This window comes from Ruegeria sp. CDSA141, from assembly GCF_059612005.1.
Map to the genome: position 1 here is coordinate 90,444 of NZ_JBXWPT010000008.1, position 17,762 is coordinate 108,205.

A 17,762-nucleotide genomic window follows, 5' to 3' on the forward strand; every position below is an offset into this window, starting at 1 on the left:
AAGCCGCGCCTCCCCCGGGATATTTGGGGCCAGATGAACAAGGGGCATGACTTGTGGGCGTTCTGCGCTACACTTCGGACTATGCGCTGGTTGATTGCGGCATTTATGGTGTTTTCGGGCGGGGCCGTTGCGCAGGAGCGTCGGCCAAGCCACTGTATTGCCATTGCTGATGCGGCACCCGGACTTGAGTATCTGCACAAGGCAGCGTGGCAGGATCCTGTGCCAGTGTTCTCGGTGCGGATCAGCTATATCGCGCATGCCTCTTTCATGATCCAGACCCGCGGCGGGCTGAATGCGGTGACTGACTTTACCGGGTTTATCGGCAGCGCAGATTTGATCCCAGACGTAGTGACGATGAACCATGCCCACGGCACGCATTGGACGGCACATCCCGATCCGGCCATTCCGCATGTTCTTCCGGGGTGGGGAGAGTTCGGGAAAGGTATCGAGCATCATCTGGATCTGGACGAGATGCTGGTACGTAATGTCTCAACCGACATCCGGTCTGTTTATGGTCGAGTCGAAGAACGCGGCAATTCGATTTTTGTGTTCGAGGTTGAGGGGTTGTGCATAGGTCATCTGGGGCATTTGCATCACGTGCCGTCGGATGAACAGTTCGCTGCGCTGGGCCGGTTGGATGTGGTCATGGCTGCTGTTGATGGCGGGACCACCATGCCTCTGCCCGAGATGATTGCGGTTCTGAAACGGCTGAAAAGTTCAGTCATCATTCCGATGCACTGGTTCTCGCAGTTCTCGCTGGATCGCTTCCTGGTGGATATCAGGGATACTTTTCCGGTTGAGCGCGACGGGGTGTCGGAAATTACCGTCTCGCTGCGGGACCTTCCGGGCCGCCCCACGGTTGTGGTGCTTGAGCCGCGCTATCTGATTGATCTTGAATAAGGCTTGCGGCAACCGCATCGCTTGGGCATTGAAGGCGTATGAATTTGAACCCCGCTGATGACCGTTTTGCTGCATTGATCCGTTCAAAACTGGGCGATAGGGTGATGCGCCCCGTGGAAGAACGGTACCTGGAAGAACCGCGCGGGCGGTTTGCCGGACAGATCGGTCTGCTGGCCTTGCCCCGCAACACCGAAGACGTGGCGGTGCTGGTAGAGTTGGCTGCGCAAGCGAGGGTCCCGATCGTTCCTTATGGCGGCGGCACCGGTCTGGTTGGCGGGCAAGTGATGTCAGAGGGTCCGGCGCCATTGCTGATCTCGTTGGAACGGATGACCGCCATCCGGTCTGTCTTCCCGACCGAGAACATTCTGGTCGCCGAAGCCGGAGCCATTCTTCAAGACGTTCAGGCCGCAGCCGAGGCGTTAAACCGGTTGTTTCCTCTGTCGTTGGCGGCACAGGGATCCTGCCGGATCGGGGGCAACCTGTCGACCAATGCAGGGGGCGTCAACGTTTTGCGGTATGGCAACGCGCGCGACCTGTGCCTGGGGCTTGAGGCGGTGTTGCCCAGTGGCGAGATCTGGCACGGCCTCAGCCGGCTGCGAAAGGACAATACCGGCTATGACCTGCGCAATCTGCTGATCGGGGCCGAGGGGACGCTGGGGATCATTACTGCCGCATCGCTCAAGCTGTTCCCCCGCCCGGCCGCCGTTGGGACAGCGGTGTTTCAGGTGGCTTCTCCCGAAGCGGCGATCGACCTGCTGGCTTTGGCCCGGGACAAGGTGGGTGAGGCGGTCAGCACGTTTGAGTTGATCCACCGGCAAGGGCTTGATTTTCTGGCCGAGGTTCTGCCGGATGTCCGTCAACCGTTCCGCTCGCCGCCAGAGTGGAGCGTATTGATTGAGCTGGGTCTGGCTGACAGGCAGTCACCATTTGACGCGCTGGAGGAACTCTTCGTTCGCGCTGAAGAACTCGGTCAGGTTCAGGACGGAGTAATCGCCCAAAGTGAAGCGCAGCGGGCCGATTTGTGGGCGGTGCGCGAACGCATCCCCGAAGCCAATCGTCTGATCGGGTCGGTGTCGAGCCATGATATTTCCATCCCGATTTCCAGAATTCCCGACTTCATTTGCGAAGGCAGAGAATTGATTGCGGGTCTAGGGCCTTTCCGGATCAATTGCTTTGGCCATCTTGGTGACGGCAATCTGCATTACAATGTGTTCCCGCCCAAAGGGCAGAACCGATCGGATTTTGAGGGCCAAAGAGGCGCGATCAAGCGGGCCGTACATGATCTGGTTGACGCCTTTGACGGATCAGTCAGTGCTGAACATGGGGTGGGGCGCCTCAAGACCGGCGATCTGGAACGCTATGGCGATCCGGCCAAGCTGGGCGCGATGCGGGCCATCAAAACGGCATTGGATCCGCAGGGCATCATGAACCCTGGCGCGGTTCTGAAAGGGTGAACACGGCCCGAGCGTCGGACCGTGCCCGGTTGTTTCTTACGAGGCAGGCAGGATCACCTTGTCGATCACATGGATCACGCCGTTCTTGGTTTCGATGTCGGCCTGAACCACGTTGGCGTCATTCACCATCACACCCGAATCCAGATCGATTGTGATATCGCCGCCTTGTACGGTTGCAGCCGTCATGTCATCGCTCAGATCACCTGACATCACTTTGCCCGGCACGACATGGTAGGTCAGAATGGCTACCAGCTGATCCTTGTTTTCGGGCTTCAGCAAGTTTTCGACGGTGCCTTCGGGCAAAGCCGCGAACGCGTCATCGGTGGGGGCAAACACGGTGAACGGGCCTTCGCCTTTAAGTGTGTCCACCAGTTCGGCGGCCTGAACTGCCGCGACGAGTGTTTCAAAGCTGCCAGCGGCGACGGCTGTGTCAACAATGTCCTTGCCGTGACCATCGGCGAATGCAGCAGTGCTAAACAGGATCGAGGCGACACCGGCGGCGGCGAATTTGCGGAACATGAGCTAAACTCCCTAGGTTGAAATGCTTCAAGCAGCATCACCCAGGGTACGGGGCAACCTGACCACAAGATCACTTGTATTGATCCGTTTTGCGCCTTGATCGGCGCAAAAACCGCGCTAAGCCTGCCCGGTTTTCAGTTTCCAGTCACGTTTTTGTGAAAAACTCCTGGTCAGAGTCCTTCGAATTCGCACAGGACATGCACGTCCATGCCCATCTCCTCCAGCACTTTACAGCCGCCAAGCTCGGGCAGGTCTATGATGAAGGCGCACGAGACGATTTCGCCCCCAAGCCGTTCGATCAGCTTGATACCTGCCGCTGCGGTTCCGCCCGTGGCCAGCAGATCGTCGACCACCAGAATTTTTTCACCGGGTTGGATGGCATCGTCATGGATCTCTACGATCGCCTCTCCGTATTCTAACTTGTAATCTTGGCTGATTGTTGTGCCGGGCAGTTTGCCTTTCTTGCGGATCGGGACAAAACCGACGCTCAACTGATGTGCGATCGCACCGCCCAGAATAAAGCCTCGTGCTTCAAGCCCGACCACTTTGTCGATCCGCTCACCTGCATAGGGGTGCAGCATCTGGTCAATCGCCATCCGAAACCCGCGGGGGTCGGCAAACAGGGTTGTCACATCGCGAAACATGATCCCTTCGTGAGGAAAATCGACGATGGTTCGGATATAATCTTTGACAGATTTGTTTCTGGACATGGACCAACCTTTTTGCGTCAAACAGCAATTTTGTGTTTGGCCTAAGAGGATTGACCATGCAAGGAACAATTCCTTGGCAGGATTGGCGTCAATGTGAGGTTGCAGCTTTGAGCAGGCCAAAAAAACCGGCGTAACCTGGGCCGTCACCACGATAGGTGCCTGACCCATTTATATTGTTGCTGCCGGCTCGACCAAATATCCCCAGCGCCCGGATTGCCGGGGGGACAGTGAGCAATCTGTTTGGGTTGCAATCCGATGGGCCTTGGCTCCGGGTGCGGTTTGACTCAATTGCCTTGCTCCGGCGAAAAAACTGCCTGTACGGCATGAAGCTTCATTGCCAATTTCCAATCATTATTGTTATGTGCCTGATAACGACAACAACTATGCTATGTATACACAAAGTATCGCCTATAGCAGCAAAGCTTCGTTAGGAAAATGCGCGTGGCCGGGAAGGATGGCAAAGGATCGACCAAGAAAAACAGTCAGTTGGTCTTACGCCTCGACAGGGACGAACGTGACTCATTTGTCGAGCTTTGCAAAGAACTGGACACGTCGGCCGCGCGCGAAATCCGCAGATTTATTCGTGGATTCATGAAAGAACACGCCGAAGACTGATGCGGTGTCAGGCCGGTCGGCGCAGGACCGCCGTGGCCATACCCATCCCGATCAAGGTCAAACCGCCAAACCGTGTCATTGCCGTAATGACGCTGGCGCGCCCGATCAGCCGCCGCAACCTGTCTGCCAAAAGGGCGTAGGCCAACGCGTTCAACCAGGCCAGCCCGACGAATGTGGCAATCAGGATGACGAACTGAGGTCCAAGCGGTTCAGCAGGGCGTATGAACTGCGGCACAAAGGCAATGAAGAAGGCGATGGATTTCGGGTTCAGGGCAGTGACGGCCGCTGCGTGGCCGAACACGCTGCGTGCGGTGACATCCCGCCCGGTGTCGACCGTGCTCAATCCACCGGCTGGTGCGCTGCGCAACAGTTTGACCCCAAGCCAGACCAGATAGGCCGCGCCCACCCATTTGAGAACAGAAAACAACGAGGCCGAAGCCAGAACAAGTGCGCCCAGTCCCAACAAGGATGCGGTCATGGCCACAAGATCGCCCACTGCAACCCCCGTGGCCGAGGCAACGGCGACACTGCGCCCTTTGGATAAGGCGTAACTCAGTACCAACAACACGGTAGGCCCCGGAATGAGCAGCAGGGCGGTGGATGCGGCAACAAAGGCCAGCCAGAGATCGAGTTGCATCGTCAAATTCCTGATCAGATCGCCCGAGAACGAGAGAATCAGTCCCGGGGATCAAGCTGCTTGAGCCGGGAGATTGTTCTGTAAGCCAGCTCCCATTTCCCGTGAATCACAAATTTAGTCAATCGCTTATTCGTGTTATGGGGGTTTCGGGACAAAATATTCAATTTGTGCTATAATTACGCCGTTTTTTTATTGTCATTTAATAAGGAGGTTCGTCATGAAACTTGTCGTTTCAATTTTTTTGTTGAGCGTATTGCTGATGCCGACTGCCACCGCTGCCTGCCCGGACGGGTATTTCAACTGCGGCGGGTCGCTATGCTGCCCTAAACCTCAAAACTAGTTCGGAGAGCTTGGGATGTCTGTTATCAGTTTACGCAACGCTGTCATTGTTGCTGGCGCACTGGCAATCATGGGCGCTGGTAAAACGCTTGTTTTGAATGCGAATGAACTGGATTTACAATACCAGAAACTTGTTGTTCCGAAGGGTTCACTACATGCGCCTGTGCTTGGTGCGGCTTATGCCTTGGATCATTCGACCGGAAAATTTAGACCCACAAAGATCTGTAATTTGTTTGTTGGGGGAAACGAATCTGGCCCGGAAGATGTTTCCTTCACCAGCCTTAGCCTTGTGGCAATCGGCTGGAACGGTGCCATGGATGCCGTAACCGACTACGTCGGTGACAAAATCGTAAAATCCATGAAGTTCTCGGATGAGAGCGCCAAGTGGGAATTCCAAAAAAGGTTCTGGAGTGCCCACGAGGGTATGTCATTCAGAAGCACCTGCAGGTCTCTTGTTGAGGAAACCGCTGCGAACCCCAACTACTCTGTTTTTCTTGTAGAAACCATCTTCTTTGATCCGGTTTCGGACGAAAAACAGGTTATGGTTCAAATGTCTCAGACTTCGGTAGTATTTGATGGTTGCGAAGATGCATGTCCAAAACCTGTCTCGCTTCAATCCGTGCTGAAAGTCGGCTGGCTAGCTCGTTCAAAGGGCGATTGGGGCATCGTTCGCATTCATTGAGGTCATTGAGACCCTGACCGATTATCTCAAGTCGGTCTTATAGAATTCGCCCGGCCACAGCGTCCAGCTTGGCCAGCAGCGCCGCATTGCGACTATCGGGGGCCGTAAGGATCGCATACTCCAGCGCCCGATCGCAGCCATGCGGGCAGGGTGCGCGCTCGGAACCCAGTAGGGCGGGCAATCCCTTGACCAGTGCGCGGCCTTTTTCGGCATTGCCGGTCAGGGTGGCGATGATCGTGGACACGTCCACCTCGCCATGGTCCGGGTGCCAGCTGTCATAGTCGGTGACCATCGCGATCGACGCGTAACACAGCTCGGCCTCTCGGGCGAGTTTCGCCTCGGGCATGTTGGTCATGCCGATCACGTCACAGCCCCATTGCTCGCGATACATCCTGGATTCTGCAAGGCTGGAAAACTGAGGGCCCTCCATCGCCAGATAGGTGCCGCCCCGGTGGATTGTGATGCCGGCGGCCTTACCCGCTGTCTCGCATGCGTCCGACAGGCGTGGGCAGGTGGGATGGGCAACGCTGACATGGGCAACGCACCCAGTTCCGAAGAAGCTCTTTTCCCGCGCAAAAGTGCGATCGATGAACTGATCGACAATCACGAAGTCACCCGGTGCCATATGTTCGCGGAACGATCCGCAGGCCGAAACCGAGATCACGTCCGTCACGCCCAATCGTTTCAGCGCGTCGATATTGGCGCGATAGGGTACATCTGTCGGCGAATGCACATGGCCGCGCCCATGACGCGGCAGAAAGGCCATTTCGATACCGTCCAGCGATCCGGTCAGGATCTGGTCTGACGGCGTTCCCCATGGGGTCTCAACCTCTACCCACTCCGGGTTCTCCAGCCCATCGATGTCATAGATGCCTGATCCGCCGATGACGGCTATCCTGGTTTGGGTCACTGTCCTGCTCCGCCTGAATACCTGATGTTGAATTTGTGCGGGTTCAGCCCGGATTTGACAAGAGGCCTATTCCTGTATCGCCAACAGGTTGCGCTGTTGTGATTGCCCGGTGAAATCGGCCCAAGCTATGCCAAACGCACCCAGAGACCAGGTCAGATCCTGTGACTGCCCGTGTCGGTCTCGGAACACGAAGCGGAACGCATCTCCGGTCAACATGGCGTCCAGCACGTCCTTGGCGCGTTGGTCTTCGAAGGTACAGCCAAGCCCGGTCAAGCATCCGGGGCGCCGGGTGCGCCATATGGTTTCTTCGCCTTGGTCGATGCGAAATCCGGATGGGGTGAAGAAAGTACCCGGCTCTATCCCGAATTCAACTTTGAAACCTTCCGGTTCCGGCGTAACGAAAACGAACTGTGCCGCGAATTTTGGCCGAAGGGAAAACACTTCTGCCCGTCGGATGTAGCACCGCTGTCGCAACGCACCGTTTTCTTCGCGCTCGTCACAGATCGAATTCCAGATGCCGAAAATCTCGTGATGCGTCACCCGCCAGTTTCCTGCCGTGTCATTGCCATTCAAATCCTGCGCGAGGGCGGGAAGGGCTGAGAAGAGAAAGAGGATGATCCAACGCATGATCTGACATGTGGTGGCTTCTTCGTGGTCCCGCAAATCAACTTGCCGCGAGCCCAAGATATGCATTATGCGCATGGCTGCATCCCACGTAGTGCAGTAGCTCAATGCCAGCGCGCCAGCTACAACAACGCCTTCGCGCGAACATATAACCCCATAGGACTGTCTGATGCCCCGAGCCTTGCTGGCAAGCTTTGCCAATCGCCTCGCTATTCCCGATCTGCGCTGGGTGCCAGATGAGGGACTGACCTTCTCACGCCTGCGGATTGAGCTGCTGTCCGGTCTGACGGTTGCCCTTGCACTGGTGCCCGAGGCGGTGGCCTTTGCCTTTGTGGCGGGCGTGCACCCGTTGGTCGGACTCTACGCCGCGTTTTTGGTGGGGCTGATTACGGCACTGATCGGTGGGCGACCGGGCATGATCTCGGGCGCGACCGGCGCGCTTGCGGTTGTCATGGTGGCACTGGTGGCCGAACATGGGGTCGAATACCTGTTCGCGACCGTTGTTCTTATGGGAATCCTTCAGGTCATTGCCGGGGCCATGCACTGGGGGCGTTTCATTCGATTGGTGCCGCATCCGGTCATGCTGGGCTTTGTGAACGGTCTGGCCATCGTGATCTTTCTGGCCCAGATGGGACAGTTCAAAGTGCCCGGAACCATGGAAAACACCGGTCATGGATTGAGCGGCGGCGAATGGTTGTCCGGGATACAGCTTTACACCATGCTGGGTCTTGTCGGGCTGACCATGGCAGTGATCTGGATCATGCCGCGTATCACGCGCATCATCCCAGCGCCTCTGGCCGGTATTCTGGTTGTCGCGGCAATCGTGATCGGGTTTGGCCTTGATGTGCCGCGCGTCGGCGATCTGGCATCGATCGAAGGCGGTCTGCCTGCGTTCCATGTTCCAATGGTTCCTTTGAACTGGGAAACCTTTGAGATCATTCTGCCTTATGCGGTCATTCTGGCCGCCATTGGCCTGATCGAATCCCTGCTGACTCTGAACCTTGTGGGTGAGATCACAGGCAAGCGCGGTGGGGCATCTCAGGAATGTATCGCGCAGGGCGCGTCGAATATCGTGACCGGGTTTTTCGGCGGCATGGGCGGTTGCGCGATGATTGGCCAGTCGATGATCAACGTGAAATCCGGCGGGCGTACACGTATAGCCGGTATCGCGGCAGCGCTATTCCTGCTGACCTTCATCCTTTTCGCATCACCCCTGATCGAGCAAATTCCGCTGGCCGCGCTGGTCGGTGTGATGTTCATGGTGGTGATCGGCACCTTTGCGTGGAACTCATTCAAGATTCTGCGCAAAGTGCCAATGACCGATGCCTTCGTCATCGTTCTGGTCACCGTCGTAACGGTGATGGAGGACTTGGCCGTTGCTGTCGTGGTCGGCGTCATTGTCTCGGCCCTGGCCTATGCATGGAACAATGCCAAGCGCATTCATGCGGTCACCCGTGAATCCGAGACCGAACAAGGCGCGAAAGTGTATGAAATTCAGGGACCACTGTTCTTTGGGTCCTCTGAGGGCTTTATCGAACTGTTCGAAGTACAGAACGATCCTGAAACCGTTATCATCGATTTTGCCGAAAGCCGCGTGGTGGATCAGTCCGCCCTGCAAGCCATCGAGAATATCGCAGGAAAATACGAGGCAGCAGGCAAACGAGTCATGCTTCGCCACCTGAGCCGCGATTGTCACAAACTGCTGAACAAAGCCGGACACCTCATGGTCGACAGTGATGATGACCCGGACTACGAGCTGGCGGTAGATTACTCTGTCCGCACCGGTATTCTGGGCGGGCACTGACTTCGAAAGGCGGCCAATCAGGCCGCCTTTTTCAAGGGTCCAAGCGCTCCAGCTTATCGATATCTCCCGTCAGCAGAGCGCTTTCGGCTTCGGCGATCAGTTCGACTGGCCAGTCCCACCACTTCAAAAAAAGCAGCCGCTCGATTGTGCCGGCGTCAAACCGGTATCGCCGTACCTCGGCAGGATTGCCAGAGACGATCGCATAAGGCGGGATGGTTCCACGCACGACTGAACCCGCGCCGATTATCGCTCCGTCACCGATATTGGCTCCGGGCAGGATCAACGCGCCATAGCCGATCCAGACATCATTGCCTATCACGGTGTCCCGGAAGTCCGGCTGGAATTCCAACATCTGTTCCGGATCGAAAACTGGAAAGGGAAAGCAGGTTATCCCATCCATCGCATGATTTGCCGAGGCTGTCACAAAGCGGACGCCGTGGGCAATTTGGCAAAACTTCCCCAAAATCAGCTTTTCGCGCGAAAACTCGAACAGATAAGGGGCCAGCCGATTGGCCCAATCCTCGGGTTCGTCAAAATCTGATGCGTAAGTGTAATCTCCCACCTGAATTCTGGGGTGGTCGATCACTCGTGACAGAAAGGCCGTTCCTTTGTGTTCCGTGCCGTCAGGCAGAGTGACAGGATATCGGCGCGAAGCGTCAGGCAGGGGCATCAGTCATCCGGTCTAGAAAGGCTGAACAACTCGGAAACGACAGAGTAATCGCGATACCCAAGCCGCGCCAAAGGTTGGAACGAGGTCACGTCGAACATGCCATCCCGAATATGATCGTCGTGCAGGTGTACACCTGTCACTTCCCCAAACACCACCCGGTTGGCTTCACCGGGTAGGGTGACGATTTGGGTCAGCTTGCATTCCAGGGCGGCTGGTACCCCTTCAATCCGTGCGCAGGGGATGGTCTCGCATTCGATGGGTGAAAGCCCGGCATGTAAAAACTCATCAACTTCTTTCGGCAATCCGGCGGAACTTGCATTCATCGCGTCCCGGTGCGCATGGGCCACGACATTCACGCAAAACACACCCGTGGCCTCGATATTGGCGATGCTGTCCTTGCCCACGCTCTGATCCTGTTTGGTGCCGGTCGAGGCAAACATGACCTGCGGGGGCGTATAGGCAACGCCGTTGAAGAAGGAATAGGGTGCCAGATTGTTGATCCCATCCGCATCCCGGGTCGAGATCCAGCCAATCGGGCGCGGCGTGATAATGGCATTGAACGGGTTGTGCGGAAGGCCGTGGCCGTCTTCGGGGCGATAGAACATCTGAACTCCAAGCGTTTGCCCAAGGCGTAGCGAAGTGCTAGGGCGATTTCCAGCAAGTAAAAGAGGGCAGGGTGCAGCAATTCGGGATCAGGCCGGAAGAGCCGGACGACTGGTGGGAGGTCGAAGCCCTTTATGACCTGTGTTTTGCACCGGGTCGTGAGGCCTTGTCGTCGTACCGGTTGCGCGATGACGTGCCGCCGGTTGCGGACCTGTCTCTGGTCGCGCGTGACGGTCAGGGGATTCTGGCCGGTGCGATCCGGTTCTGGCCGGTTCATGTCGGCGATCACGACGCACTGCTGTTGGGGCCGGTTGCCGTGCATCCCACCCACCAAGGTGAGGGTCTGGGCGGATTCCTGATACATGAAGGGGTCGAAGCGGGGCGGACCCGCGGGTGGCAACGGGTCATGCTGGTAGGGGATGAGCCCTATTACAGTCGGTTCGGGTTCACCCGATTACAAGGGGTCGAGATGCCTCCGCCCACAAATCCTGACCGGGTTTTGGGGCTGGAATTGTTGCCCGGTGCCTGGTCCGGCATTGAGGGGGCAGTGACACGTTGGAGCCTGTGACCTATTGAAACCATGCTGCGTAACGCCGATGTTTATAGACAGGAGGGCGTGAATGCAGAACGTAGTTCTAGTCGAAAACGTGGATACCGAGGCCGAACTGGATCGTTTGGCGGATCACTACCGATCTGCCGGAGGCGTTGGTGTCAAGTTGTTGAACAAACTGGGCGGCTCGGCCGAGTCATTGCTGGAACAGTTGCCGGAACCTGTGCGAAATGGCCTGACCGGCGCAACCGAGCAGGCGTTATGGCTGGCGATGCATGCGGCTCAGGGGTCACGGCGCGCTGTTCCCGATCAGCAGCCTTGGGTGAATACTGCCGTCACCACGGCCATGGGTGCGGCCGGGGGGCTGGGCGGTGTTTCCACAGCCCTGATGGAACTGCCTGCAACAACCGCGATGCTTCTGCGCGCCATTCAGGGGGCTGCGGCACGCGAGGGGTTCGATCCTTCTGCTGAAAACGTAAAGTTCGATTGTGTTCGCGTATTGTCGGCGGCAGGACCATTGTCGCATGATGATGGGGCAGATCTGGGTTTTTTCTCGGTTCGACTGACCCTGACCGGGCCGGCCATGCAACGTCTTATTGCCGCCGTTGCGCCGCGCTTTTCGATTGTGCTGGGGCAAAAACTGGCAGCCCAGTCCGTTCCTGTGCTGGGCGCATTGGCCGGTGGTGGTACGAACTACGTCTACACGCGCTATTACCAACAGATCGCGCGCGTGCATTTCGGTTTGCGCCGGCTGGCAATTGACGCTGATATTCCCCATGACGCTCTGGTGCGGCGGCTCTCTGCCAGAATGTAGGCGATCCCTTGGTCGACCTGACTGCCTTGGCGAACGACACATCATGTAGTATGTTTGCAGATGTCAGCCGCTAGATAGGTAAGCGTAAGATTTTTCGGTTGGCTGACGTTTGACCAAAAGGGTGCGTCGCTCAATGAAAGCACGATTGCTGCTTCATGACTTTCCCAAAGCTGCAAAGCAGCCTGTTTTGCGGCAATCTTCGGCTTTGTGTTTCCGGATCAAGCGCGGTCGTCCCAAGGTCCTGTTGGTCACGACACGCAAGTCACGGCGATGGATCGTTCCCAAAGGGTGGCTTATCTCCGGCCTGAGCCCACAGGAAACCGCCTTGCAAGAGGCGTGGGAAGAGGCGGGCGTGTCTGGCGGGTGCAACGGAACGCGATTGGGGCAGTTCCTGCATCTCAAGCACCATTCGAACCGGTCTCCAACCTTGTGTCTTGTGGATGTTTTTTCAGTGCATGTGCGGGTTTTGTCGCCAGACTACCCGGAAAAGAGCGAGCGCAAGCGCAAATGGTTTTCGCCGAAAAAAGCGGCGCAAAAGGTTGATTCCCGTGAACTTGCTGAATTGTTGCGCGACTTTAAGCCGTACACACATTAAAGTAGCATCTGGTAGGCTTGATATTGTCACCTTGATCGGTATCTATTCGCCAATCGATTTTTTGGACTGAACATGATTCAATACGCGTTGAAATGCAGCGAAGGCCACACTTTCGACAGTTGGTTCCAATCCGTCGAAGCCTATGACAAGCTGGCCTCTGTGGATATGGTCACATGCGCGGTTTGCGGGTGCACGCAGGTCGAGAAGGCGATCATGACGCCTCGCGTCCGTCCAGCGCGGAAAGCTCTGAAAAAAAACGAAATCCGGCCTGCCACAGAAGAAAAGATCGACGTGGCCACCCCATCGCCTGAGATCGAGAAGGTTTTGGCCGAGATGCGCCGCCATGTCGAAGAGAACTCGGATTATGTGGGGAAAGACTTCGCCAGAGAGGCGCGCAAGATCCACCTTGGCGAAGCTCCGGACCGCGCCATCTACGGAGAAGCCAAGCTGGATGAGGCGAAATCGCTGATCGAAGATGGCGTGTCGGTGGCCCCGCTGCCGTTTGTCCCCAGCAGAAAGACTAATTGATCATGCACATCGTGATTACCGGCGCCAATCGCGGCATCGGGCAAGCGCTGGCACAGCGTTACGTCAGTCGGGGGGAGAAAGTCACCGGAACGGCGCGCGACGGAGGCATGCAGGTTCGTCTTGATGTGTCCGATCCCGTGCAACAATCGGCCATGGCGGAACAGTTGAAAGGTCAGCCTATCGACCTGCTGATCTGCAACGCCGGAGTGTATTTGGACAAAGGGCACTCGATCAATGATTATCCGGCTGACATGTGGGCGCAAAGCTTTGCGGTAAATGTCACGGGTGTCTTTCTGACGATACAGGCCCTGTTGCCCAACCTGCGCGCGGCGGGGGGCAAGGTCGCGGTCCTTTCGTCGAAAATGGCGTCGCACACCCTCGCGCCGGGTGGCAGTTATATATACCGCGCGTCCAAAGCGGCGGTTCTGAACCTTGGGCGGAATCTGGCAATCGATCTCAAAGATGACGGGGTTGCCGTTGGTATCTATCACCCGGGCTGGGTTCAGACAGATATGGGCGGTGCTGCGGCTGATATCGATGTGGATCAGGCCGTATCCGGCCTGATTGAACGATTTGAAGCCTTGTCGCTAGGCACCACGGGGTGTTTTGAAACCTATGACGGGCAACCGCACGCTTATTGAGAGGTCAAAGCGGCTTTGGGGATTTCAAAGACCTCACCGGGTTCAATGTAGACCACCATCAAATCGCCGCGCGTTTCATGCGAGATTTTCGAGGTCGAGTTGCTGGAGTCCGGCACACCACCCTTGAAGTAGATATTACGCACATGTCCGCCACCCAGGGCCACCGCAACGGTTATACTGCCGTCGTCATGGCGGCGCAGCTCGGCGTTGCAGCTTTGCATGGGATCACCGGCATTTGCGGCGCAGGGAATTTTACCCAGCGCGTTCTTGCCGTCCGTTCCGGCGACACTCGCGACCTGGGCCAGTGCAGGCGATGAAAGTAAGGCAAAGGCAAGGGCTAGGCGAAACATGAAGAACCTCTTGAATTGGTTGTTCTTCACAGGCTGACACCGTGCCGGTGCAATGTAAAGCGGCCCTGCGCCGCAGGGGTGACCCCTTTGCGCCCTTGCCCTTGCGGTGCCCCTCGCTTATGAGGCACGGAACTTATAATCCAAGGCGCGGAGACTTTTGCCCCCATGCCCGTACTCGTAATGAAATTCGGCGGCACATCAGTCGCCAATCTGGACCGTATCCGCCGCGCCGCCAAGCGTATCGGCGTTGAAGTTGCCAAGGGCTATGACGTGATCGTCATCGTCTCGGCCATGTCGGGCAAAACCAACGAGCTTGTGGGCTGGGTGAACGAGACATCACCTCTGTTCGATGCGCGCGAATACGATGCCGTCGTGTCCTCGGGTGAGAACGTGACCGCCGGCCTGATGGCCCTGACCTTGCAGGAAATGGACATCCCTGCGCGCAGCTGGCAGGGCTGGCAGGTGCCGCTGTTGACCACCAGTGCGCACAGTCAGGCGCGGATCGAGGAAATCCCGACCGAGAACCTGAACCAGAAATTCGGCGAAGGTATGCGCGTGGCCGTGGTTGCCGGGTTCCAGGGCATCAGCCCGGAAGGCCGGATTACCACGCTGGGCAGGGGTGGGTCGGACACCACAGCCGTTGCCTTTGCGGCAGCATTCGGTGCTGAGCGCTGTGACATCTACACAGACGTTGATGGCGTCTATACCACCGACCCGCGCATCTGTGAAAAAGCACGCAAGCTGGACCGCATCTCATTTGAGGAAATGCTTGAACTGGCGTCGCTTGGTGCCAAGGTGCTGCAGACCCGCTCGGTTGAACTGGCGATGCGGTACAAGGTGAAACTGCGCGTTCTGTCAAGCTTTGAAGAACAATCCGATGAGGCCGGCACGCTGGTCTGCGACGAGGAGGATATCATGGAATCCAATGTTGTGGCCGGTGTGGCCTATTCCCGCGACGAAGCCAAGATGACCGTTGTTTCCGTGGCCGACCGGCCGGGCATCGCCACGACCATCTTCTCGGCCCTCAGCGAAGAGGGCGTGAATGTCGATATGATCGTCCAGAACATTTCGGACGAGGGCCGCACGGACATGACGTTCTCGTGCCCCACCGATCAGGTGGCCCGTGCCGAAAAAGCGCTGCTGGCGATCAAGGAAAAGGGCGAGTTGAACTATGCAGAGCTGGTGGCAGACACCGATGTCTGCAAAGTCTCGGTTGTGGGAATCGGGATGCGCTCGCAATCGGGTGTTGCGGCCAAGATGTTCAAGGTGCTCTCGGATGAGGGGATCAACATCAAGGTCATTACAACCTCCGAGATCAAAATTTCCGTACTTGTGGATCGGAAATACATGGAACTTGCCGTTCAGGCGCTGCATGATGCCTTTGAACTGGACAAGGCGGCCTGAGCTGATCGGCCAAAGGTTTCGCCTGACACATTAAATCGGTTGGGCCATGTCAGACGGCACGGAAACAGAATCCCGCAAGCTGCTGCGTCGGCTACGCGAAGAAATGGCAAGCGAAGCCGCCGGTCAGGAACGTCTTGACCGGATCACGCACCTGATTGCTGATAGTATCAGGGCCGAGGTGTGCTCGATCTACCTGTTCCGCGATGAAGACACGCTCGAGCTTTGCGCGACCGAAGGCCTGTCTCCCGAAGCGGTCCACAAAACCCGGATGCGCATGGGCGAAGGTCTTGTTGGGCGGGTTGCCAAGTTCGGCAAGGTTGTCAACACCGCCAACGCGCCGTCGGCCAAGGGCTTCCGCTATATGCCGGAAACCGGCGAGGAACGATATTCCTCCTTCCTGGGCGTGCCGGTTCAGCGCCTAGGGGAAAAGCTGGGTGTTCTGGTTGTCCAGTCCCGCGAGGCGCGCGAGTTTACCGCTGACGAGATTTATGCGCTTGAAGTGGTGGCCATGGTGTTGGCCGAAATGGCCGAATTGGGTGCCTTTGTCGGCGAGGGCGCGGCCTTGTCGCCACTGCACCAGCAATCCGTTCTGTTGCGCGGTGGTCCGGCGCAGGAAGGTTCCGCCGAAGGGCATGTCTGGCTGCACGAACCGCGCGTGGTTGTAACCAATCCAATTGCCGAAGACCCGCACCGGGAACGCGAACGTCTGGTCGGCGCAGTAGAAGAACTGCGCGTCGGTGTCGACAAGATGCTCGAGATTTCCCAGGGCGGCGATAAGGAACAGCTGAAGGTGCTGGAAGCTTATCGTATGTTCGCCAATTCCAAAGGCTGGATGCGGCGGATGGAGGAAGACATTGCCCTGGGTCTCAGCGCCGAGGCCGCGGTGGAGAAAGAACAATCCCAGGCCCGTGCGCGCATGGGGCAGGTCACCGATCCCTATCTGCGTGAACGGCTGGCGGATCTGGACGATCTCAGCAACCGGCTGCTGCGCATTCTGACAGGGCAGGGCAAGACGGACAGTGCTGATCTGCCACCCGATCCGATCCTGGTCGCGCGCAATATCGGTCCCGGCGACCTGCTGGAATACGGGCGGGCGCTGAAAGGGATCGTGCTTGAAGAAGGGTCTGTTGGTAGCCATGCCACCATCGTTGCAAGGGCGCTGGCGATTCCTTTGGTCGTGCATGTGGGCCGGATCACCACCGAGGCACTGAACGGAGATCACATTCTGGTCGATGGTGACCAGGGTGTTGTGCATCTGCGCCCGGAAGACAGCGTGGTCAGTGCCTTCCGAGACAAGATCGCGATGCAGGCCAAGGCGCAGGAACGTTATGCTTCGATCCGCGAAACTCCCTGCGTCACGCGGGACGGATCGCGGATAAACCTGGTGATGAATGCGGGTCTGATGGCCGACCTGCCATCGCTTGGCACCTCGGGCGCCGAGGGTGTTGGCCTCTTCCGAACGGAACTGCAGTTTCTGATCCGCAACCAGATGCCGAAACGGTCTGAACTGGTCAGCCAGTATCAGCGCGTTCTGGACGCGGCGGCGGACAAGCGGGTCGTGTTCCGCACACTCGATATCGGGTCGGACAAGGTTCTGCCCTATATGAAACACGTGGCCGAACCAAACCCGGCGCTGGGCTGGCGCGCCATTCGCGTTGGTCTGGACAAGCGTGGTGTCATGCGGATGCAGTTGCAGGCCTTGTTGCGGGCTGCGAATGGTCGGCCTTTGACCATCATGTTCCCGTTTGTCGCCCAGGCCGAGGAATACCGCGAAGCCCGCTGGGAGGTGAACAAAACCATCGAGCGGGAAAAACGACTTGGCCATGTCCTGCCCGAAACGCTTGAGGTTGGCGCGATGCTGGAAACCCCGTCGCTGGCCTTTGCACCGCAGAAGTTCTTTGATGAGGTGGACTTCATTTCAATCGGCGGCAACGATCTCAAGCAGTTCTTCTTTGCCGCTGACCGTGAAAACGAACTGGTCCGTCGTCGCTATGACACACTGAATGTCAGCTTCCTGAGCCTGATGGAACGCATTGTGGAACGCTGCGATATCTCGGATACCCCGCTCAGCTTCTGTGGCGAAGATGCGGGTCGCCCGGTTGAGGCGTTGTGCCTTGCGGCAATGGGGATACGGACGCTGTCGATGCGCCCTGCCTCAATCGGTCCGGTCAAAAGCCTTCTTTTGCGGTGTAACCTGACGGAAGTTCGCAAAATCATCGCTGATGCACGCCATCGCGGCGACCAATCCGTGCGTCCTGCGGTGATGGATTGGCTGCGCAATCAGACTTAATGCGCAAAACGAGCCGGTTTTCTCAAACTATGCTTGATTTTTTATGGGCGACTTTCTAATAGACAAGCAATGTTAGCGATAACATATCAGGTTTTGCGGGTTTTCACGCCGTGCTAAGCTGAT

20 protein-coding genes are annotated in these 17,762 nt (G+C 57.3%); 12 read left to right on the forward strand and 8 right to left on the reverse strand.

The window, feature by feature from the left end; all coding sequences use genetic code 11:
* The first annotated feature begins 81 nt into the window (after positions 1 to 81).
* Positions 82 to 900, forward strand: coding sequence for an MBL fold metallo-hydrolase (locus AC2FLP_RS12985; RefSeq protein WP_496684132.1), 819 nt, complete (start codon positions 82 to 84; stop codon positions 898 to 900).
* A gap of 38 nt (positions 901 to 938) precedes the next feature.
* Positions 939 to 2,354: an FAD-binding oxidoreductase gene (locus AC2FLP_RS12990; RefSeq protein WP_496684033.1), complete on the forward strand. Its 1,416-nt coding sequence runs from the start codon at positions 939 to 941 to the stop codon at positions 2,352 to 2,354.
* A gap of 36 nt (positions 2,355 to 2,390) precedes the next feature.
* Here AC2FLP_RS12990 and AC2FLP_RS12995 read toward each other — a convergent pair whose 3' ends face one another.
* Together AC2FLP_RS12995 and AC2FLP_RS13000 are read right to left on the reverse strand one after the other, a co-directional pair.
* The gene (locus AC2FLP_RS12995) at positions 2,391 to 2,873 is read right to left on the reverse strand and encodes a fasciclin domain-containing protein (RefSeq protein WP_117869700.1); all 483 of its coding nucleotides are present in this window, start codon (positions 2,871 to 2,873) and stop codon (positions 2,391 to 2,393) included.
* Between the two features lie 170 nt (positions 2,874 to 3,043).
* Positions 3,044 to 3,583 carry an adenine phosphoribosyltransferase gene (locus AC2FLP_RS13000; RefSeq protein WP_117869699.1) on the reverse strand — a complete coding sequence of 180 codons (540 nt, stop codon included), beginning with the start codon at positions 3,581 to 3,583 and terminating at the stop codon, positions 3,044 to 3,046.
* A 435-nt stretch (positions 3,584 to 4,018) separates the two neighbouring features.
* On the opposite strand from AC2FLP_RS13000, the gene AC2FLP_RS13005 reads away from it, so the two are divergent.
* Positions 4,019 to 4,198, forward strand: a complete 180-nt coding sequence (locus AC2FLP_RS13005; protein ID WP_496673857.1) for a hypothetical protein — start codon at positions 4,019 to 4,021, stop codon at positions 4,196 to 4,198.
* 7 nt (positions 4,199 to 4,205) lie between these two features.
* Here the strand turns inward: AC2FLP_RS13005 and AC2FLP_RS13010 are convergent, their stop codons facing one another.
* On the reverse strand, positions 4,206 to 4,835 hold the full coding sequence (locus AC2FLP_RS13010) for a LysE family translocator (protein ID WP_496684028.1): 630 nt from the start codon (positions 4,833 to 4,835) through the stop codon (positions 4,206 to 4,208).
* A gap of 355 nt (positions 4,836 to 5,190) precedes the next feature.
* On the opposite strand from AC2FLP_RS13010, the gene AC2FLP_RS13015 reads away from it, so the two are divergent.
* The gene (locus tag AC2FLP_RS13015; protein WP_117869696.1) at positions 5,191 to 5,856 is read left to right on the forward strand and encodes a hypothetical protein; all 666 of its coding nucleotides are present in this window, start codon (positions 5,191 to 5,193) and stop codon (positions 5,854 to 5,856) included.
* A 37-nt stretch (positions 5,857 to 5,893) separates the two neighbouring features.
* Here the strand turns inward: AC2FLP_RS13015 and AC2FLP_RS13020 are convergent, their stop codons facing one another.
* Together AC2FLP_RS13020 and AC2FLP_RS13025 are read right to left on the reverse strand one after the other, a co-directional pair.
* Entirely contained in the window at positions 5,894 to 6,766 is an 873-nt protein-coding gene (locus AC2FLP_RS13020; RefSeq protein ID WP_496684025.1) for an S-methyl-5'-thioadenosine phosphorylase, read from the reverse strand.
* 66 nt (positions 6,767 to 6,832) lie between these two features.
* Positions 6,833 to 7,468: a hypothetical protein gene (locus AC2FLP_RS13025; protein WP_496684022.1), complete on the reverse strand. Its 636-nt coding sequence runs from the start codon at positions 7,466 to 7,468 to the stop codon at positions 6,833 to 6,835.
* A 91-nt stretch (positions 7,469 to 7,559) separates the two neighbouring features.
* On the opposite strand from AC2FLP_RS13025, the gene AC2FLP_RS13030 reads away from it, so the two are divergent.
* Positions 7,560 to 9,194, forward strand: a complete 1,635-nt coding sequence (locus tag AC2FLP_RS13030) for a SulP family inorganic anion transporter (protein WP_117869694.1) — start codon at positions 7,560 to 7,562, stop codon at positions 9,192 to 9,194.
* Positions 9,195 to 9,225: 31 nt separating this feature from the next.
* Here AC2FLP_RS13030 and AC2FLP_RS13035 read toward each other — a convergent pair whose 3' ends face one another.
* Positions 9,226 to 9,864, reverse strand: coding sequence for a CatB-related O-acetyltransferase (locus AC2FLP_RS13035; RefSeq protein WP_299898625.1), 639 nt, complete (start codon positions 9,862 to 9,864; stop codon positions 9,226 to 9,228).
* Positions 9,864 to 10,469, reverse strand: coding sequence for a flavin reductase family protein (locus tag AC2FLP_RS13040; protein WP_117869692.1), 606 nt, complete (start codon positions 10,467 to 10,469; stop codon positions 9,864 to 9,866). The genes AC2FLP_RS13035 and AC2FLP_RS13040 overlap by 1 nt, the downstream gene beginning before the upstream one ends.
* A 71-nt stretch (positions 10,470 to 10,540) precedes the next feature.
* Between AC2FLP_RS13040 and AC2FLP_RS13045 the strand changes: the two genes are divergently transcribed.
* The 5 genes from AC2FLP_RS13045 (at position 10,541) to AC2FLP_RS13065 (ending at position 13,595) form a co-directional block, all read left to right on the forward strand.
* Positions 10,541 to 11,035: a GNAT family N-acetyltransferase gene (locus AC2FLP_RS13045; RefSeq protein WP_117869691.1), complete on the forward strand. Its 495-nt coding sequence runs from the start codon at positions 10,541 to 10,543 to the stop codon at positions 11,033 to 11,035.
* 52 nt (positions 11,036 to 11,087) lie between these two features.
* Positions 11,088 to 11,831, forward strand: coding sequence for an EcsC family protein (locus AC2FLP_RS13050; protein ID WP_117869690.1), 744 nt, complete (start codon positions 11,088 to 11,090; stop codon positions 11,829 to 11,831).
* Positions 11,832 to 11,964: 133 nt separating this feature from the next.
* On the forward strand, positions 11,965 to 12,426 hold the full coding sequence (locus AC2FLP_RS13055; protein ID WP_117869689.1) for an NUDIX hydrolase: 462 nt from the start codon (positions 11,965 to 11,967) through the stop codon (positions 12,424 to 12,426).
* 72 nt (positions 12,427 to 12,498) lie between these two features.
* The gene (locus AC2FLP_RS13060) at positions 12,499 to 12,954 is read left to right on the forward strand and encodes a DUF1178 family protein (RefSeq protein WP_299898630.1); all 456 of its coding nucleotides are present in this window, start codon (positions 12,499 to 12,501) and stop codon (positions 12,952 to 12,954) included.
* 2 nt (positions 12,955 to 12,956) lie between these two features.
* On the forward strand, positions 12,957 to 13,595 hold the full coding sequence (locus AC2FLP_RS13065) for an SDR family oxidoreductase (RefSeq protein WP_496684016.1): 639 nt from the start codon (positions 12,957 to 12,959) through the stop codon (positions 13,593 to 13,595).
* Here AC2FLP_RS13065 and AC2FLP_RS13070 read toward each other — a convergent pair.
* Entirely contained in the window at positions 13,589 to 13,945 is a 357-nt protein-coding gene (locus AC2FLP_RS13070; protein WP_299898634.1) for a hypothetical protein, read from the reverse strand. The genes AC2FLP_RS13065 and AC2FLP_RS13070 overlap by 7 nt on opposite strands.
* A gap of 165 nt (positions 13,946 to 14,110) precedes the next feature.
* Between AC2FLP_RS13070 and AC2FLP_RS13075 the strand changes: the two genes are divergently transcribed.
* A complete protein-coding gene (locus AC2FLP_RS13075; protein WP_117869686.1) occupies positions 14,111 to 15,349 on the forward strand; it encodes an aspartate kinase in 1,239 nt (412 codons plus the stop codon).
* 46 nt (positions 15,350 to 15,395) lie between these two features.
* Entirely contained in the window at positions 15,396 to 17,639 is a 2,244-nt protein-coding gene (gene ptsP, locus AC2FLP_RS13080) for a phosphoenolpyruvate--protein phosphotransferase (protein WP_117869685.1), read from the forward strand.
* Positions 17,640 to 17,762: the final 123 nt, after the last annotated feature.

Bases quoted from the DNA above. Each gene is read 5' to 3' on its own strand.
- AC2FLP_RS12985 (WP_496684132.1), top strand. From the start codon at position 82: ATGCGCTGGTTGATTGCGGCATTTATGGTGTTTTCGGGCGGGGCCGTT.
- AC2FLP_RS12990 (WP_496684033.1), top strand. From the start codon at position 939: ATGAATTTGAACCCCGCTGATGACCGTTTTGCTGCATTGATCCGTTCA.
- AC2FLP_RS12995 (WP_117869700.1), bottom strand. From the start codon at position 2,873: ATGTTCCGCAAATTCGCCGCCGCCGGTGTCGCCTCGATCCTGTTTAGC.
- AC2FLP_RS13000 (WP_117869699.1), bottom strand. From the start codon at position 3,583: ATGTCCAGAAACAAATCTGTCAAAGATTATATCCGAACCATCGTCGAT.
- AC2FLP_RS13005 (WP_496673857.1), top strand. From the start codon at position 4,019: ATGCGCGTGGCCGGGAAGGATGGCAAAGGATCGACCAAGAAAAACAGT.
- AC2FLP_RS13010 (WP_496684028.1), bottom strand. From the start codon at position 4,835: ATGCAACTCGATCTCTGGCTGGCCTTTGTTGCCGCATCCACCGCCCTG.
- AC2FLP_RS13015 (WP_117869696.1), top strand. From the start codon at position 5,191: ATGTCTGTTATCAGTTTACGCAACGCTGTCATTGTTGCTGGCGCACTG.
- AC2FLP_RS13025 (WP_496684022.1), bottom strand. From the start codon at position 7,468: ATGCGCATAATGCATATCTTGGGCTCGCGGCAAGTTGATTTGCGGGAC.
- AC2FLP_RS13030 (WP_117869694.1), top strand. From the start codon at position 7,560: ATGCCCCGAGCCTTGCTGGCAAGCTTTGCCAATCGCCTCGCTATTCCC.
- AC2FLP_RS13035 (WP_299898625.1), bottom strand. From the start codon at position 9,864: ATGCCCCTGCCTGACGCTTCGCGCCGATATCCTGTCACTCTGCCTGAC.
- AC2FLP_RS13040 (WP_117869692.1), bottom strand. From the start codon at position 10,469: ATGTTCTATCGCCCCGAAGACGGCCACGGCCTTCCGCACAACCCGTTC.
- AC2FLP_RS13050 (WP_117869690.1), top strand. From the start codon at position 11,088: ATGCAGAACGTAGTTCTAGTCGAAAACGTGGATACCGAGGCCGAACTG.
- AC2FLP_RS13055 (WP_117869689.1), top strand. From the start codon at position 11,965: ATGAAAGCACGATTGCTGCTTCATGACTTTCCCAAAGCTGCAAAGCAG.
- AC2FLP_RS13060 (WP_299898630.1), top strand. From the start codon at position 12,499: ATGATTCAATACGCGTTGAAATGCAGCGAAGGCCACACTTTCGACAGT.
- AC2FLP_RS13065 (WP_496684016.1), top strand. From the start codon at position 12,957: ATGCACATCGTGATTACCGGCGCCAATCGCGGCATCGGGCAAGCGCTG.
- AC2FLP_RS13070 (WP_299898634.1), bottom strand. From the start codon at position 13,945: ATGTTTCGCCTAGCCCTTGCCTTTGCCTTACTTTCATCGCCTGCACTG.
- AC2FLP_RS13075 (WP_117869686.1), top strand. From the start codon at position 14,111: ATGCCCGTACTCGTAATGAAATTCGGCGGCACATCAGTCGCCAATCTG.
- ptsP (WP_117869685.1), top strand. From the start codon at position 15,396: ATGTCAGACGGCACGGAAACAGAATCCCGCAAGCTGCTGCGTCGGCTA.